The organism is Paraburkholderia sp. MM5496-R1 (assembly GCF_050436205.1).
In the GTDB taxonomy this organism is placed as follows: Bacteria; Pseudomonadota; Gammaproteobacteria; order Burkholderiales; family Burkholderiaceae; genus Paraburkholderia; species Paraburkholderia tuberum.
This window is the reverse complement of sequence record NZ_JBNDLT010000003.1, coordinates 257,401-272,868: the sequence shown is the minus strand read 5'-3', so window position 1 is coordinate 272,868 and position 15,468 is coordinate 257,401. Positions and strand designations below refer to the sequence as shown.

Annotated in this window: 14 protein-coding genes and 2 pseudogenes; 5 read left to right on the top strand and 11 right to left on the bottom strand. The window is 61.5% G+C overall.

Annotation, left to right across the window (positions count from 1 at the left end; translation table 11 throughout):
- Nucleotides 1-218 precede the first annotated feature (218 nt).
- From OKW38_RS27435 to OKW38_RS27420, 4 genes are all read right to left on the bottom strand, one after another.
- Nucleotides 219-1,133, bottom strand: a complete 915-nt coding sequence (locus OKW38_RS27435; protein WP_429364074.1) for a hypothetical protein — start codon at nucleotides 1,131-1,133, stop codon at nucleotides 219-221.
- Nucleotides 1,134-1,443: 310 nt separating this feature from the next.
- Nucleotides 1,444-1,866 (bottom strand): PRC-barrel domain-containing protein, encoded by a 423-nt coding sequence (locus OKW38_RS27430; protein ID WP_090806779.1) that lies wholly within the window; start codon nucleotides 1,864-1,866, stop codon nucleotides 1,444-1,446.
- An 84-nt stretch (nucleotides 1,867-1,950) separates the two neighbouring features.
- Nucleotides 1,951-3,078, bottom strand: coding sequence for a C1 family peptidase (locus OKW38_RS27425; RefSeq protein WP_429364072.1), 1,128 nt, complete (start codon nucleotides 3,076-3,078; stop codon nucleotides 1,951-1,953).
- Between the two features lie 180 nt (nucleotides 3,079-3,258).
- Nucleotides 3,259-3,522 carry a hypothetical protein gene (locus OKW38_RS27420; RefSeq protein WP_090806775.1) on the bottom strand — a complete coding sequence of 88 codons (264 nt, stop codon included), beginning with the start codon at nucleotides 3,520-3,522 and terminating at the stop codon, nucleotides 3,259-3,261.
- A 444-nt stretch (nucleotides 3,523-3,966) separates the two neighbouring features.
- Between OKW38_RS27420 and OKW38_RS27415 the strand changes: the two genes are divergently transcribed.
- A complete protein-coding gene (locus tag OKW38_RS27415) occupies nucleotides 3,967-4,170 on the top strand; it encodes a GNAT family N-acetyltransferase (protein WP_143037203.1) in 204 nt (67 codons plus the stop codon).
- Between the two features lie 236 nt (nucleotides 4,171-4,406).
- Nucleotides 4,407-4,607 carry a DUF2905 domain-containing protein gene (locus OKW38_RS27410; RefSeq protein WP_090806773.1) on the top strand — a complete coding sequence of 67 codons (201 nt, stop codon included), beginning with the start codon at nucleotides 4,407-4,409 and terminating at the stop codon, nucleotides 4,605-4,607.
- A gap of 504 nt (nucleotides 4,608-5,111) precedes the next feature.
- On the opposite strand, the gene OKW38_RS27405 is transcribed toward OKW38_RS27410, so the two are convergent.
- Complete coding sequence (locus OKW38_RS27405) at nucleotides 5,112-6,569, bottom strand: NCS1 family nucleobase:cation symporter-1 (protein WP_429364070.1); 1,458 nt, start codon at nucleotides 6,567-6,569, stop codon at nucleotides 5,112-5,114.
- 87 nt (nucleotides 6,570-6,656) lie between these two features.
- Between OKW38_RS27405 and OKW38_RS27400 the strand changes: the two genes are divergently transcribed.
- Together OKW38_RS27400 and OKW38_RS27395 are read left to right on the top strand one after the other, a co-directional pair.
- Entirely contained in the window at nucleotides 6,657-6,863 is a 207-nt protein-coding gene (locus tag OKW38_RS27400; protein WP_143037202.1) for a hypothetical protein, read from the top strand.
- A 1,146-nt stretch (nucleotides 6,864-8,009) separates the two neighbouring features.
- Nucleotides 8,010-8,373: pseudogene (locus OKW38_RS27395) on the top strand (DUF899 family protein); the annotation flags it as partial.
- Between the two features lie 27 nt (nucleotides 8,374-8,400).
- On the opposite strand, the gene OKW38_RS27390 reads toward OKW38_RS27395, so the two are convergent.
- Both OKW38_RS27390 and OKW38_RS27385 read right to left on the bottom strand, forming a co-directional pair.
- On the bottom strand, nucleotides 8,401-10,374 hold the full coding sequence (locus OKW38_RS27390; protein WP_429364068.1) for a putative bifunctional diguanylate cyclase/phosphodiesterase: 1,974 nt from the start codon (nucleotides 10,372-10,374) through the stop codon (nucleotides 8,401-8,403).
- 241 nt (nucleotides 10,375-10,615) lie between these two features.
- Nucleotides 10,616-10,999, bottom strand: a complete 384-nt coding sequence (locus tag OKW38_RS27385) for a hypothetical protein (protein ID WP_176078989.1) — start codon at nucleotides 10,997-10,999, stop codon at nucleotides 10,616-10,618.
- 349 nt (nucleotides 11,000-11,348) lie between these two features.
- Between OKW38_RS27385 and OKW38_RS27380 the strand changes: the two genes are divergently transcribed.
- The gene (locus tag OKW38_RS27380; protein ID WP_013092091.1) at nucleotides 11,349-11,627 is read left to right on the top strand and encodes an HU family DNA-binding protein; all 279 of its coding nucleotides are present in this window, start codon (nucleotides 11,349-11,351) and stop codon (nucleotides 11,625-11,627) included.
- A 244-nt stretch (nucleotides 11,628-11,871) separates the two neighbouring features.
- On the opposite strand, the gene OKW38_RS27375 is transcribed toward OKW38_RS27380, so the two are convergent.
- From OKW38_RS27375 to OKW38_RS27360, 4 genes and pseudogenes are all read right to left on the bottom strand, one after another.
- Nucleotides 11,872-12,990, bottom strand: a complete 1,119-nt coding sequence (locus OKW38_RS27375) for a 3-deoxy-7-phosphoheptulonate synthase (RefSeq protein ID WP_311539229.1) — start codon at nucleotides 12,988-12,990, stop codon at nucleotides 11,872-11,874.
- A gap of 263 nt (nucleotides 12,991-13,253) precedes the next feature.
- Nucleotides 13,254-13,925: pseudogene (locus OKW38_RS27370) on the bottom strand (DUF72 domain-containing protein); the annotation flags it as partial.
- Nucleotides 13,926-14,021: 96 nt separating this feature from the next.
- Entirely contained in the window at nucleotides 14,022-14,642 is a 621-nt protein-coding gene (locus tag OKW38_RS27365) for a VOC family protein (RefSeq protein ID WP_429364066.1), read from the bottom strand.
- A gap of 128 nt (nucleotides 14,643-14,770) precedes the next feature.
- The gene (locus tag OKW38_RS27360) at nucleotides 14,771-15,280 is read right to left on the bottom strand and encodes a GNAT family N-acetyltransferase (protein ID WP_187619027.1); all 510 of its coding nucleotides are present in this window, start codon (nucleotides 15,278-15,280) and stop codon (nucleotides 14,771-14,773) included.
- Nucleotides 15,281-15,468 lie beyond the last annotated feature (188 nt).

Below are 15,468 nucleotides of genomic sequence, written 5' to 3'. Positions count from 1 at the left end.
CGCGGACAGGTTTTTCATACGGCTTCTTACCTCTTGTCTGTACTTTTTGTGGCGCCAGTATAGCCAGAGCAAAGGGGCGAGTGCCACTAATCGAGGAGCTAGACCTTCGTTGTTAGAGACTTCCACTCTTTACTCCTTGCCGGTCTCCCGGCGCACTGACAAGTTTATTACGCTCTACGGTTCTGATCGGGACTGGATTGCAGTGGCCCGGTCAGGCCCTAAAAGCCGGGCGGGGGCGGCAAAGGTGGGCCGGGTGGGGGGGGCAGCGATGGCAGGGATGGCGGGGACGACAGGGACGGAGGGGACGGAGGGCGCGGCAGGGACGGCAGGGACGGACGGGACGGCAGGGACGGAGGGGACGGAGGGGACGGCAGGGACGGAGGGGACGGAGGGGACGGCAGGGACGGAGGGGACGGCAGCTTTGGCAACCCACCTACGGGCGGCTTCAGCATATCGATAACGGATTTCAGCTTTTGGGCGATGGCCTCGGTGACCGCCTTTTTCGCCTCGTCCGCGAGCGCCTCGCACACGGCACGGATGATCTCGGGCGGCGTGGCGCCGTTTGTGGTCGCGCCGATATTGACGAGATGCAGCGGAGGTAGCGGTACCGTAAGCGCGCCTCCGGGCAGGTGAATGTCAAGTGAGAGTGTGCCGCCCATGACGGTGAGCTTGCGGATGATGACCTTGCGCGCGTTGCTGCCGGCCCGGATGGCGGCCGGGGTGGTGGAATAGGCTTGGGCGTTATTCTTGATGGTCTCCAGGTTGCTGGTGGCCGTGGGACTTTGCGCCTTGTAAGTAATCTGCGGCGCGATGACTGTGGCGGAATCAACAATGACAGGGCCGCCGCCGAGAAGTGAGCCGCTTTCCACCTGCAAGGCGATACGGTCCACCACTACGGCGTAGGGCGAAGAGAAACCAGTGGGGTTGCCCACGGTAAGTCCATCAAGCGCGCCTACGCCGGTGAAGGGCGAGAATTCGACGCTACCCACGAGCACCTGCGTCTGGGTCGCAAGGGCGCCTTCCGTCTCGATGGCGGACTTGATGGATGGTTCGAACCGGGCGAGCAGGGTCCACAGCGCAATAGCGGCGACGGCGAGCAGGATGGCAACGGCAAGTCCGAGAGTTTTTTGCATGGTGTTGGGTGATCCATGAAAGGCGGTGGCCCGTCCAGACGTGCGGCCGTGCTAATCAGCAGTCGCCAATATTGACTACAGAAGTGGCTTGGAAATGGAAAAATGGGAAGGCGGTCTGAAGGGGATTTGTTCGGATGAGGCTACTCTGCAATACCCCCATCCGAGCAGCGCGGGGGCAAGGTGTTGAGTGCGCAGCGCAAGGGGGACTGAAGGGGCAAGCGGTTGAGCGCGAAGCTCGAGTCCGGCGATAGGTCGTTGCGACTGACCTTGCCAGCCGCAACGACCTCAGCTTAGGACTGTTGAAAACAGGTCACTCTGCCTGAACCTTCTTCGGCTTAGGCGGCGATTGCACCTTCGCGTACTGGAACTCAGGCGTTGCCTTCAGGGCGTCCTTCGTGGCGCCCGGCAGATATAGATTGCCGCCGCGCACGTCGAGTGCGGCGATGGGCACCGCTACGTCATGCGTGGCGACGCCGAGGAAGCCGCCTGTAGCGACGATGGCCGCCGACACGGAGCCGTCCGGGGCCACGATCAGATCTTTGACCGCGCCGATTTTTTCGTTCTGGTCGTTGTAGACCGATTTGCCCAGCACGCTCTTCTTGACGCTCCATCCCTGCAAAAGCGCCTGCGACTGCTGAATAGTGACGCTCAGAGTCTGTGTGCCGGCGACCTGTGCGTGCGCATCGATACATGCTGCAAGTGCCACTGCTACCAATACTGCCTTCAAAGCCATATCGTTCACTCCATGGTTAGATTCGGTTTCTGGCACGTTCTTCGTGCCCCCAATAGTGTAAGTTGACAATACCGTTTTGCTCTACTAATCGGCGCTGTCGATCCGAACCAGCGCTTGTGCGTCCAGCAAGCTGTGTTGCAGCCATTCGTAAGTGACGTAGGCCAGCCCGCCGTCGCCCCAGCCCGATGACCAGGAGTTCTTAATGATGAAATATCCGCCGCCCGCGACCTGATCGCTGTCCTGGTAGCCGACGACTAGAATTTCGTGACCGCACAGGCTGGTCCCGCAGCTGTCCGCCTTGATGACCCACGACACGACGCCGCCCTTGTACGTCGCAACCTGAAAGTCGAGGTTCGCGTTGATGGCCATGACCACAGGGTAGCCGCGATACAGCGCTTGCTTGATCCGGCCAATGGACGCATAGAGCTTGTGCGCCGTGGTCGTCCGAAATCCTGAGGAGCTCGCTGCGGTAGAATCCTGCTGCCGGGTATCGCTGCCGCCACCCTGCGCCTCGGTAGGCGAGCAGGTGGCATTGGGATAGTTGCGGTTGTAGTTGGTGCAATACTTGTCATCGCCATTGTATGGCCAGGATTTCTCCGGAACGAACTTGGTCTTGTTGTCGACGAATGCAGCGATGGTGTCGTACGGGTCGAGTCCGGCGTTGTTCCAGGTGTTGGTCAGTCGCTTTCCCTGGAAGTACGTGTTCTGTTCCGACAGTTTCGTACTGTTTTGCTGCCTCGAGAGCAGCAATTCCGTTGCGGCGTTCAGGGAGAACGCTACGCACGTGCCCCGTTCGCTCTGATCTTTGATATCGCTCTTCAGGGATTCGAGATTCGTGATAAGAGCGCTGTGGCCCACCCCCAAGGAGTCCGAATCGGCCGTGTCACAACCTTCCAGGCCGCTCGGGCAACTGTTCTTGCTCGCCTGGGTCAGCCGCACCTTGTAGTTGCCGAAGAGTTGGACCATCGAGTCGGAGACCCCGACGTTGGAAACAAGGTCCTTTCCCACGTCCTGGTAGCTGATCACCTGACGGGTGACGCTGGAGAGGTCGGCCTCATAGCGGGTGTCGCTTCTCGCGTCACTGTAGCTCGGCGCGTAGAAGCCGGTATCTGAGGAGCTGTTACTGTTTCCACTGCTGCCATCGCCCCCGCCGCCCCCGCAAGCTTGAAGCGAAAAGAGAATGACGAGCAGAGTTAGACGGGCAAGTTTCATGAGATTTTCTTGTCGGCGCCGGCGCGACGGCGCTGCCGCGAACACAAACGACGCGATGTTTTGACGAACCCCGATTTGGCTCAAAGCCACCTGCGCGGGTCAGACCGGGGACCATTGTGGCGTAAAGCGCGACTGCGTCGGGTACGGCCTTACACTACAGCCGCCACCGGAATTGGGCTATCACACGAAAGTCTGGAACGCCTGTACCGTGGGATATACCGGCACCGCGTTTAGCGTTGCTTGGATATGCGGGCGCATAGTGATGCCTTCAGGATCGGGGGCGTACACCACCTTGGCAACGGAGTCCGCGTCGCCCCTTACTAGCGCCGCATTGCACGGATCGAATAGCGACGCGATTTCGTGATAGACCTGCGGTACGTGGACTTCGCCTGCAAAGACGCCAGTGCTGAAAACAACTGCAGCGGCGATCAGAATCTTCTTCATCTTTGCCTTCACTTCATTTAAATGGGACGCCGACGCGGCATCGGGGAACTACGCCCCATTAGTGGCTCTGGTTATGCGCGAACCTCTCAGCTATCGCCAGTTACCCCTGACTGGCAAGCAGCGCCAACATCAACAGAGCGGTTCGGTTGATTTCGGGATCCTGAGATTAATGCCGCCCAATCGCTCGCCCGCGACGACGAGTGGCGACATTACACCCAAAGTTGATTCTATCGTCAACTGTGATGTTGTTATTTTGTTTTCAGCGGACGCTGAGTCGGTCCTGGCGCGAAAGAAGGCGCAGTTGCGGCGCCGCGGAGGACGGTAAATCGGCTATCAGGGGGTGTCGTTGCAGCCGAACTCCCGTAGACCATGTAGCGGCGATAATGGGCGACCCCCAGCGACCCGATACTCAGCAGCCTGCGCTGGCCCGGCCGGCTGCTGGCCGTGAAAGAGGAAGATGCCTTGGCTAACCATGCGTTTTGCAATTTCGGCGAGAAGCGAGTAGAGGCAATCTGCGACGATCTGAACGCACCAGGCGTTCGGGTCTGTGAACGCACCGGGATGCAACTGGAAGGGGTGTTGCGACAGGAGCGGCGCGCTCCAGATGGTAGTTTGCGGAATACGCGCATCTATTCAAAGCTGGCTTGACCTCTCGCTGGGCTGGGCGCGTATTGGCCAGTTTGGGACGTTCAATGTTGGCGGCCAATTTGTCGACAATCGGATCGACCCGTTGCCTGCGGACCAGACACGGGAAACGAACGCGATGGAATCAGCCAACATACGAGGCTGACTGGTCCGCAGTGGCTCAAAATTCAATCGGCGCGGATACTCCGCCTGCGTGGGGCTATGATGACCACGTCGGCTACCGTGAGTGACGACGCCCCATGAACCGTTTCCTGATCGTTATTGGCACACTGTGCATTCTTGCCGGCCTCGGATGGCATTGGCTCGCGCGCATCCCGTTCGGCCGACTGCCCGGCGACATCCATATCGTCCGCGACGGATTCAACTTTCACTTCCCGATCGTCACGTGCATCGTGCTTTCGGTCGTGGCGTCCGTGCTGTTGTGGTTCTTGCGGCGTTGAGCGCGGCTCCGCGTCGGAGCATACAATGGCGACGAACTGTAGGCGCAAATCGGTCGGAAAGCCTGATCAGGAGCCGATCGCAAGTTCACACGTGTCGACGAGTTGCTGCCCTGGTACGTTGCCGACAGATTGCGCCAAGCGAACTGACCCACCAAACCAAACCGTTTGACAGTCGCGACTCGTGTTGAATGGCCGTTGTACCCTGGCGCTCAGCTGCCTGACCAAAGCCGATTCTCGAATGACGGCAATGGCCGAATTGTGCGGGTAGCTCGTCCGTCAGGTTCCGGAGTAATGCGGCCGCTCCAACGGCAGATTTCCCGGCTCGCTGAACGGCAAGTTGTGGCCGAAAGTGCCATTCCTTGAACGATGCCATCAGGCGGATCGTCGGCCAAATCTGCGATTCGCGAGTCGCACGCGGCTATCGTGACCGACCGCCCGCTTCCGGGAGGCACCCGGCGGTGCCGTGCCAGTGCTTGACCCTGGCTGATCGGGATGGAAAGAGCCTTAAACGCGGGTAGTGGCGATCGCGGTACGCGGCCGCAGCGTCGCCATGACCAGGTACATGCCGCCGCCGATCGCTACGCCGAAGAACCAGCCATATGTATTCCACCAGGCCGGCAGCAGGTTAGTGAAGTTGGGCAGGAAGGTCGAAAACACGCTGCCGACCGCCGCCGCGGCCAGCGCGTTGACGTTCCAGCCGCTTTCGTAGCGATACTCGCCGTGCTCCTGGTAGAGCGCCGCAACGTTGACGTTGCCCTTGGCCACCAGATAGTAGTCCACCAGGATGATTCCCAGCAGCGGGCCCATCGTGGCGCCGATGGCGTTGACGAAGTGCGCGGCGTTGCCTTCCCACGGCGCAAACGGGTAGAGCGCCAGCGCGATGGCTGCGGCGATGAAACCGCCCTTCTTGAAGCTGATCTGCCTGGGGAACGTGTTGGAGATGTCGAACGCCGCCGAGACGAAATTGGCCACCACGTTGATGCCTAGCGTGGCGACTGCGAAAGTCACCGCCGCGATGAGTGCCAGTATCCAGCTATCGAACTTGGCTGAGATCTGCTCGGGGTGCAGCAGCACTTCGCCGTACACCTTGAAGGCGGCGATGGTGGTGACGCCGGCGACCAGCGAGAACGCAATCAGGTTGACCGGCAGGCCCCACAGATTTCCTTTCTTGACTGCATCGCGGTTTTTCGCGTAGCGCGAGAAGTCGCAAAAGTTCAGGTACAGCGCCGCGAAGTAGGTGATCCAGGTCGCGCTTACGGCCATCAGCGCCCAGAACGAGCCGGGCTCGCCGCTGACGCCGGCGTCCTTGGTCTTCTCGAGCAGCGCGTCCATCGGAATGCCATGCTCGAACGAGAAGCCGCCCGCCTTGACGCACAGGCCGATCGCCAGGATCAGCATCGCGATCCACACCGCCGGACCGGCCAGGTCCTGGAATTTGCGCACCGTTTCCATGCCCTTCTGAATGATGAGCAGCTGCAGCGCCCAGACGATGAAGTAGCAGATCACTTCCAGCCCCGAGTGGCCGAGAAAGTGCGTGCCCTTGTGGAACTCCATCAGGCTGGTGCTGCGGATCAACAGCGCGACTATCGCGCTCGAAGCCGCTGCTGTCTGCGCGCCGTACCAGAAGCAGGCCACCACGGCGCGCACCAGCGCCGCGAGGTTGGCGCCCCACACGCCGAAAGAGGCGCGCGCAAGCACCGGGTATGGCACGCCGGTCTTCTCGCCGGCGTAGCCGATCAGATTCATCAGCGCGAAGATCACGAGTGAGCCGAGCCCGATCGCCAGCACAAAGTTGGTAAAGCTGCCGCACAGCAAGAACAGGCTGGCGGCGAGGTAGTAGCCCCAGAGGCTGTGCACGTCCGAGGTCCAGACGTTGAAAATGCTAAAGGCACCCCAGTTGCGCACCCTGGCGGGTGCGAGATCTTCGTTGTAGAGGCCGGGGGAAGGGTTGCGGATTTCCATCTGTCGTCTCCTTTGAGTTCGTGGAAATGAGGAACCACCGCCAGACGACCCTGGGCGGCGATGCCCCCGCGTCTGAAGCAAGCTCGTATGCAAGAACTGTATGTACTTTGCGGCACAGCTCTGAATGGGTTAACCCTAATCGAGAGGCATGTCGGCGCAAGCCAACAATCCGATCCCACGCACAATGAGCGCAATCGCAAATTCGTCGTTGTTGTCCATGTGACCGCGCAAATCAATAAAATTGCGCGACGCTTACCGTTGCTGCGTCCCGCTCGCAATCTATGGGGCCGTTGATGTGGAGATGGCCGGAGGCCCCCCCTCGTCGAAGGGTTCGATGTGAGGGCAGCCCGATTCAAATGCCGTGTTTGATTGACCTCCGATGGTCCCGCATCGGGCGACAGCTGGCGTTCGTCAGTTCAGATGCGATCTCAAATGGTAGAAGTGGATCGGGTGCCGCCGAACGCAACCGGCGGTGCTCAGCCCCCTCACCGAAGTTTGCTGTCGGACCGGGTTCGGCCAGCTACTGACGTTGGTCGGCACCTTCTCGCGGACGTTCCGACGTCTGCTACCCCGCAGTACCCGCCGCTCGGGCAGGCACGCTCCGTCTTGTTGTACTGCAATATGTTTGTTCGACGCCCGGCCCGCTTCATCGTCTCGATGATATACACGAGTATAAGAGCCCGACGCTCGCGTACGACTGCGGCAACCGTTCGTAGAATGGCCGTCTTGGGAGCATCCGCATACCATGGTTCCATGGACGGTGCGATTGTCATTTAGGAGGCGAGGATCGAATCGGCAGGTCTTATTTGGACGCTTGTGAACTGTTGTAGGACATCACCCGGCCAACGCGTTGACACAATGAGTCTCCTCAGGTTCCTACCTCCGCACCCCTGGGAAAAACGGAACCTGCTTCGAAGCCGGCTTCCGCCGGCTTTTTTTTACCGAGCGGTCAGCGAGCGGCGGAACGCGCCTGCCACCGGTAGCCAGGCGCAGACCCCGGCCAAGTACGGCGCGTCGACCTCGACCTCGGGCCGAGGTTTCACCGTCGGCTGAGGTACAAGCCGTTGATTTGTTGCTCATCGACGACGGCCAGAGCCAGGTACTTGCCGGCCGGGAATGCCCAATGAAGTTCGGGCTGCGGGTCATAAGGAGAGGAAGACGATGAAAAAGATTGGATACCCCCGCTTCACCGCCATCGAGCTGTGGATCCTCGCCGTCTCCATCGTCATCGCAGTCGGAGTACAGATATGAGTGTAGCGCCCACGCCGGCGCATCGCTCGTGCCTCCCTCCGAACGACTTTTCCGACTGTCTGCTCCGCAGCTAAAGCTCCCGTTGAGATACCGTCGGTCGAGGGGCAGAAGTGGGTCGCAAGTACTCGTTCGCTTTCCGCGGGACGAGTCATTCGCGACCACAGACCTGTGAATGACAGGAAAGCGCCCCAAATGCCCGATATCCTGCAGCGCGTCGCCTTCGCGGTGATCGGCCGCTCGCCGATCGACAGGCTCGTCGCGTTTAAGCAGGAGCGCGGCTGGCGGCATCTGCGGCTGTATTCGTCGGGCGGCAACACGTTCAATCGCGATTACGCGGCCGAAGATCCCGCCGGCGACGACCTTCCCGCGCTTGAACGTATTCACGCGCACGGGCGGCGTCGTGCGGCACTTCTGGGCCGAGGAGATGGGGCCGTCGACGTCGGACCCCGGACAGGATTCGCGCGGCGCGCCCGATCTGATGCCGTTGTGGACGATCCTCGACATGACGCCGGGCGGCCGTGGCACCGACTGGTATCCGAAGCTGGCGTATTGAGCGGCGCTGCCATGGAGCGATCGAGCGCTACGAATGCGTCTGCGCCGCGTGGCTCTGGGCGAGCGCGGTCCACAGAAACGTGCCGACCGCGCTCGCCCGCATCGGCAGGCTGAACAGATAACCCTGCACCGCGCGCGCGCCGAGCGCCTTCACGACCTGGGCCTGCAACGGTGTTTCGAGTCCTTCGACCACGCATTCGAGCCCGAGGTTGCGGCATAGGTCGATCACGGATTTGATGATCTTCTTCGAGGCGCTATTGGTATCGACGTCGCTCACGAAGCTGCGGTCGATCTTGATCGCGTCGAATGGCAGCCGATGCACGTAGCTGAGGCTCGAATAGCCGGTGCCGAAATCGTCGAGCGACAGCCGGCAGCCGGCCTGCTTCAGCATCGTCATCGCGCTGTGCGCCTGCTCGAAATCGCGCGTCAACGCGGTTTCGGTCATTTCGAACGTCACGCGATGCGGCGACACGCCGCTTGCCGCGACAATGTCGATCAGGCGGCGCGCGCGCGCCGACGTCGAGATATCGATCGCGGACAGGTTGAACGACAGATACAGATCGGCGGGCCAGTGCGCGACCTCGGCGAGCGCCTGGAGCAGCAGCACGTCGGTGATGCCGAGGATCAGCTCGGTCCGCTCTGCAATCCGAATGAATTCCTCCGGCCTGACCATGCCGAGCCGCGCGTTGTGCCATCGACCGAGCGCTTCGAGGCCGATCGGCCGGCGCGTGAGCAGATCGTAGATCGGCTGGAACTCGAGGAACAGTTCCGCTTCGAGGTCCGCATGGCGCAGCTCCTGCGTGACGAGGCTTAGACGCCGCATCTGCGTTTCGTGTTCGGTCGAGAAAATCACCGGCATGCCGCGGCGGTTTTCCTTGCCGACATAGAGCGCGGCGTCGGCGCGTTCGAACACCTGCGCGACCGTCGAGCCCGCGTCTGGAAACGCGGCCCAGCCGATCGTGCCCGACAGCTCCGCGACATTGTCGGCGACTTGATAAGGCTGGCTGAGCGCATCGCAGATACGCTGTCCCAACTCGACCAGCGCTTCGTTCGACACCTTGTGGCGCACGAGCACGCCGAATTCATCGCCGCCCAGACGCGCGAACATCAGGCCCGTTTCGCCGATCGACACGAGCCGCGTGCCGACTTCCTGCAGCACGAGGTCGCCGCTCGCGTGACCGTAAATGTCGTTGACCTGCTTGAAGCCGTCCAGATCGATGAGGCCGACGTTGAAGCCGCCACCGGTTTCGAGCGCCTGCTCCGATATCGCGCTCAGCGCCGCGAAGAAACTGCGCCGGTTCGGCAGGCCGGTCAGACTGTCGATGCTGGCGAGCCGGTAGTTGTCGTCGCTGAGCCGTTGGGTGTTGTGCTGGCTTGCCTGCAGTTCGCGTTGCGCGTGCACCGCGTCTGCAAACGTGCGCCAGTAAAGCTGGATGACCGCCGCGAGCGCGACGCCGACTAGCGCCATGTCGACCGCCATCGCGAAGAACACCGGCGAGCCGCTCGACACGAGGAAGCCGGAGAAACTCAGGATGACGATGCAAAGCAGCAGAAGCGCGGGCTTGCGCAGATGGATCAGGCAGAACATGCTGCCGACCAGCGTCGTCGCCATATAGAACGCGACCTGCCCCTGCTGGTAGGCGGTGCCGTACGGAAACAGCAGCACCGACCAGCCGCTGAACGCGACGCCGAACACGCCGACGATCCATGTCACGCTGCGCAATTCGCGGACCGCCTGAGCGTCCGTCATCTTATGCTTGCGTTTGCGCCACCAGCGCACGCAGCGAAACACACACAGCGCGCCGAGCGTGCCGGGCACATACATCGACAGCCAGGCCGGCGCGCTGTCCAGATGCGTCGCCGCCACCGCCGCCGTGTTGACGAGCAGGATGAAGTAGAGAAGCGGTACCTGGCGGCGGAACGCGTGCAACTGCGCACGCATCAGCTCCCGGTCACCCTCGGCGACCGACAGTACCTTCTTCAATCTCGCAAGCCAAGCCATCGCCATCCCTTTAACGTTTGCGCGCTAAACGCAGCTGTTTATATCGGCGCGAGGCTGATTAACTTGAGCGCTCAAAGGGGTAACGGAGCATCGCAGTCAAGGGTCCGTGAACCCGGCTGCGCGCTTACGGATAGTCGGGCGGTAAGTACTACCTGGCGGCGCATGTTGGCGGCGCTGGAACCAGACGTTTGTGCCGGATGCCGATCGCGAGACTCGAGCCAAAGGCGGCCTTCGCGCATGCTCAAAGCGTGGGGCACGACAGCACCCGCTGCGGCCGCATGGCGGTGCCGGGCTGGCCGGCCGGCGCGGGCGTGCCACGCGGCGCGGCCGAGACGAGCCGGACGGCGTCGGCGCCAGCATTCGCGAGCACGTATTTTTCCGGGCTGTCATCCGGCTGCCAGTACGCGCGAAACACGTCGCCGTCGCTGAACACGAGCAGCTTGCCGTGCACGGTTTTTCCGCCGCCAACGAAGTCGACCGGTTCGCCGTCGCGTAGCGAAAAGCTCTGCGCGGCGCTGGAGTTCGTCGCACCGACGAGGGTCGCGCACGCGTTGTCGTCGGCCGCGGCCGCCGCCGACGACAACGCGGCGAGCAGCGCGCATGTTGCAAAGTGGCGAATTCTCACTTCTTTATGTCTTGCCGATAGTTAACTTGTGACATGTCTCGCAAATGGCGCGCCCGCGCATCGCGAAAAGGGCTATCGTCATCGGGAAGCCGGCGCGGGATCGCGTAACGCGACCTAAAGTACTGAAATTGCAACGGATTGTGATGCGCGGCGAACGCTCATGAGGCGGCGCGCGCGCATAAGCTCGCGATTCTTATGGCAGTTTGGGGCGCAAAAACGTCAAACCGGCGGCTTTGCCTTGATACAAGCCTTACACCAAGGGTTTGCGCGAAGGTGCGCCTATGCGTTAGTGTGTCGGTCCCGGCGCCTCAGAGGGCGCCGGTTCCATGATTACCATACGGGAAGTGCTATGAACAAACAGGAACTGATTGATGCAGTCGCCGCAGCGACGGGCGAAAGCAAAGCGGCAACCGGCCAGACCATCGACGCGATCGTCGAGGCAGTGACCAAGGCCGTGGTGAGCGGCGATACGGTGCAACTGGTCGGTTTCGGTTCGTTCTCGACCGGCGCGCGCGCGGCACGCGTGGGCCGCAATCCGTCGACGGGCGAAGAGATCCAGATCGCCGCGGCCAAGACGGTTAAGTTCACCGCAGGCAAGGCGTTCAAGGAAGCCGTCAACGCGTCGTAAGCAACGCGCTTCACGCCGGAGCATTCGCGATGCGCGCCGCAGCCCCGCTGTGAGGCGCGCGTGAGTGATGCGTCGGGCGTGAGGATCACGCGCTGCCCAGCCCGGCCAGGCGACTCGCCGGCAACTGGTGCGGCGCGTGTGTCTGGCTCCTTGAGCCAGACGTTCGTGGGCTCGACCGGCTTCGATCGAGTCTAAAGCGGACCCGCCGCGGCCATCGCGATCGGGCGGTCCGTGCGTTGCCCAGTCAGCCCGCGCGACGCTTGCGGGTTGCCTCGGCGAGCGTGGCGAGCACCGGTTCGGTCTGCGCCCAGCTCACGCAGGCATCCGTGATCGACACGCCGTAACGCAACGGCACGCCGGCCTTCAGGTCCTGACGGCCTTCTTCCAGATGACTTTCGAGCATCACACCGATGATGCGGCGCTCGCGCTCCGACAGTTGCCGCGCGATATCGTCCGCGACCTCGATCTGCCGCAAGTGCGATTTGTTCGAGTTCGCATGCGAGCAGTCGATCATCACCTGCTCGCGCAGACCCGCTGAACTCAGCGCTTCACAGGTCGCCTGCACCGACGCGCTGTCATAGTTCGGCCCTTTCTTGCCGCCGCGCAGGATCACGTGCGCGTCGTCGTTGCCGCGCGTTTCGAAGATCGCGGCCATGCCCATTTTCGTCATGCCCATGAACGCGTGGCTCGCACGCGCCGCGACGATCGCGTCGGCGGCGATCTGCACGCCGCCGTCGGTGCCGTTCTTGAAGCCGATCGGGCAGCTCAGTCCCGACGCGAGCTGACGATGACTCTGGCTCTCGGTCGTGCGCGCGCCGATCGCACCCCACGCGATCAGATCGGCGATGTATTGCGGGCTCAACAGGTCGAGAAACTCGGTCGCCGTGGGCAGGCCCAGACCGTTGATGTCGAGCAGCAATTGCCGGGCGAGACGCAGGCCTTCGTTGATGCGGAAGCTGCCGTCCAGACGCGGATCGTTGATGTAGCCTTTCCAGCCCACCGTCGTGCGCGGTTTCTCGAAGTACACGCGCATCACGATCAGCAGATCGTCCCGGTAGTGATCGGCGGCGGCCTTCAGCTTGCGAGCGTATTCGATCGCCTGGTCGTGGTCGTGAATCGAACAGGGGCCGACGATCAGCACGAGCCGGTCGTCGCGGCTGTGCAGAATGTCGGCGATTTCGACGCGAGTCTTCTCGACCAGCGACTGCACCGCGGGCGGCACCGGCAGTTCGTCCTGCAGCAGCGCGGGGGAAATCAGCGGACGAACCGCGCCGATGCGCACGTCGTCGATGCGCGTGGTGTCCTGGGTGGCGTCGGCCGAGCCGACTTCCTGATCGTGCAGGGGATTGTCGAGGGCGCTCAAGATGTTCTCCGCAATCGGTTGATGAGGCGGCCTTGCCGCCTGATTATGCGAGCGCCGCCGCGATGAGGGCGTGCGGGCGCCGCGTGGGTTTGACGTGGACCGTGCGGGTTGGGTTACTGCGTGCCTCGGGCGAGGTTTGACGCAAGGTCTTGCGTCGGGCTTGACGCGAAGCCGACGCGACCGCGCACGGATGCGCTGGCGCGATTATGACACCCGCGCCGGCCTCATGGCAGGCGGACCGGCGGGCAGGCGGCGCGGCGGATTCAGAGCTTCTTGAGCAACGCCATCGCGGCGGCCGGATTGCGCTCCTTGAAGCCGCTGATCACATATAGATAGACGTCGCGCGTGGCGGCTTTCGCGGGCGGCTCCGCGCAGGTCTCGAGATCGTCGGGCGTGATGCCCGCGGCGAGCTGGCGCGCGCGTTCGGCCCATGCGTCGAGCGCTTTCGTCGAATAGCCTTTGGCTTGCTTTTCGCTCGTGCCCATGATGCGCGCGTAGACGAACGGCGCGGTGATGTCGGCGATCTGCGGATACTCGCTGTCGGCCGCGAGCACGACCGCGACCTTGTACTTGCGCGCCAGCGCGATGAGTTCCGGTGTCCTGAACGAATCGTGACGAACCTCGACCGCGTGCCGCAGCTTCTGTCCTTCGATGCTCGCGGGCAGCAGCTTCAGAAAGGCCTCGAAATCGTCGGCGTCGAATTTTTTGGTCGGCGCGAACTGCCAGTTGATGGGACCGAGCTTCTGCCTGAGCAGCAGCACGCCGCTTGCGAAGAATCGCTCGATCGTGTCGCCGGCTTCGGCGAGCACCTTGCGGTTGGTCGCGTAACGCGGCGCCTTTAGCGAGAACACGAAGTCGTCGGGCGTCTCCTGATACCACTTCTCATAGCTGGCCGGTTTCTGCAAACCGTAGAACGTGCCGTTGATCTCGGGGGAATCTTGTAAGGCTTGCCAGTTAAGGCTGGTATCGCAGAGCTAGCAGTGCGGCTACCCACTTGGCTACCCAGCTGCGTTCCAGCGCCGATTCCAGTCTCAACAGCCATACCGTACGTCGCTGCAGACTGCACCGGAGGCCGATAAAGATTGAGGGGAGAGGATTGAAATCGCTGGGACGGAGGTCGCGTCATCGGCCAATGCCGCCGGTCGTCGGTCGGACGTCGCGTTCGGCGAACTGCACACGCGCGGTCCGTGGGTGATCAAGCGGTATTTCCAGAAGGATGACTCGCCGCTCGAACGCAGCGTACGCGTCCGCACGCGTAGCGGCCATCCAGATCGCCTGCAGGTCTGCCTTCGCGCGTCCCTGTTGCGACTTCGGCAGCAAAGTTCGAACTCGTGGCCATCAGGGCTAACCAACACAATGCTCTTCATGGCTTCATTGTTTAGCCCGTCGAGAGCGACTGTTGCCCCAAAAGCCTTGGCGCGATCCAGAAATATATGCAAGGCGGATACGTCAAATTCGAACACAGGAACGCATCCGCTCCCGACGAACTCATCGCCAAAATCATTTAGCAGCAACCCGAAGCGGACTTCACCGAGCGAGAATTCGGTCCACTTATCCGACCTGCGGTTCGGCGCGCGTTCCAACAGGTTTTCCCAGAAAGCAGAACTGCGTTCCATGTCCGACACTTTCAAATAGGTGGTTCTAATCCGCATTGAATGCTCCAAGAACGTTTTCGGAAAGACGCAACAGATAATAGAGGTTTCAAAAGTTTCACGTAAACAATTAATTGTCCACGATCTATGCACGAATATAGACTGACCGTTCGTGGCCGAGCATCGCCTCATGCGACTGGCATATCCCCAGCAATAGGCAGTTGCTTTCCCATCTCGAACGCACGAAGCTCGTAGCCAAGTTCCTGATACAAATCGACCGCCTGTTCATTAAACGCCCAAACGGTCAGCCTCATGTCGTTGGCACCGTTTTTTCGTGCCCACTCTTCAGCAAGTTTCATCAGCGTGCTCCCGACGCCGCGTCCCCGCAGTCGTTCCAAAACAGCGACTGAGCCAATGCGGCCAACGGTCAACGGTTGCAACAGTGGACTTGTCGGCTGCATCACTTGAACGGTGATAAAGCCGACCGCCGTGCTGCCATGCTCGGCGAGAAACATGGCTCGATCTTCTCCCTGAAGGCTAGATAGCCAGTGCGGCTTGTCTCGAGCGAACTCTTCAGTGGCGTTTGCATAGACGTCAGGGCGTGCCTGATGGTGGATCGCGTTCAAGATTTGACCCAACTCGCAAATTTTCAAAATGTCGTCCACGGTTGCGCGGCGATAGCTTATCGAGTCGGTCATCTTCAGCTCTTGATGGTGGGAAATTAAAAAAAGGCGCCTTAAGCGCCTTGGTCGTTTGCACATGGAATGGACTGTGAGGTCGAATTCCTTGCTATGGACGTAACGACCCACGGCGCAGCGGATAGCGACCGTGATGATGGTGGTGAGCCTTGCTCGGGACGTTACGAAGTTCCATGCTGTCAATATTG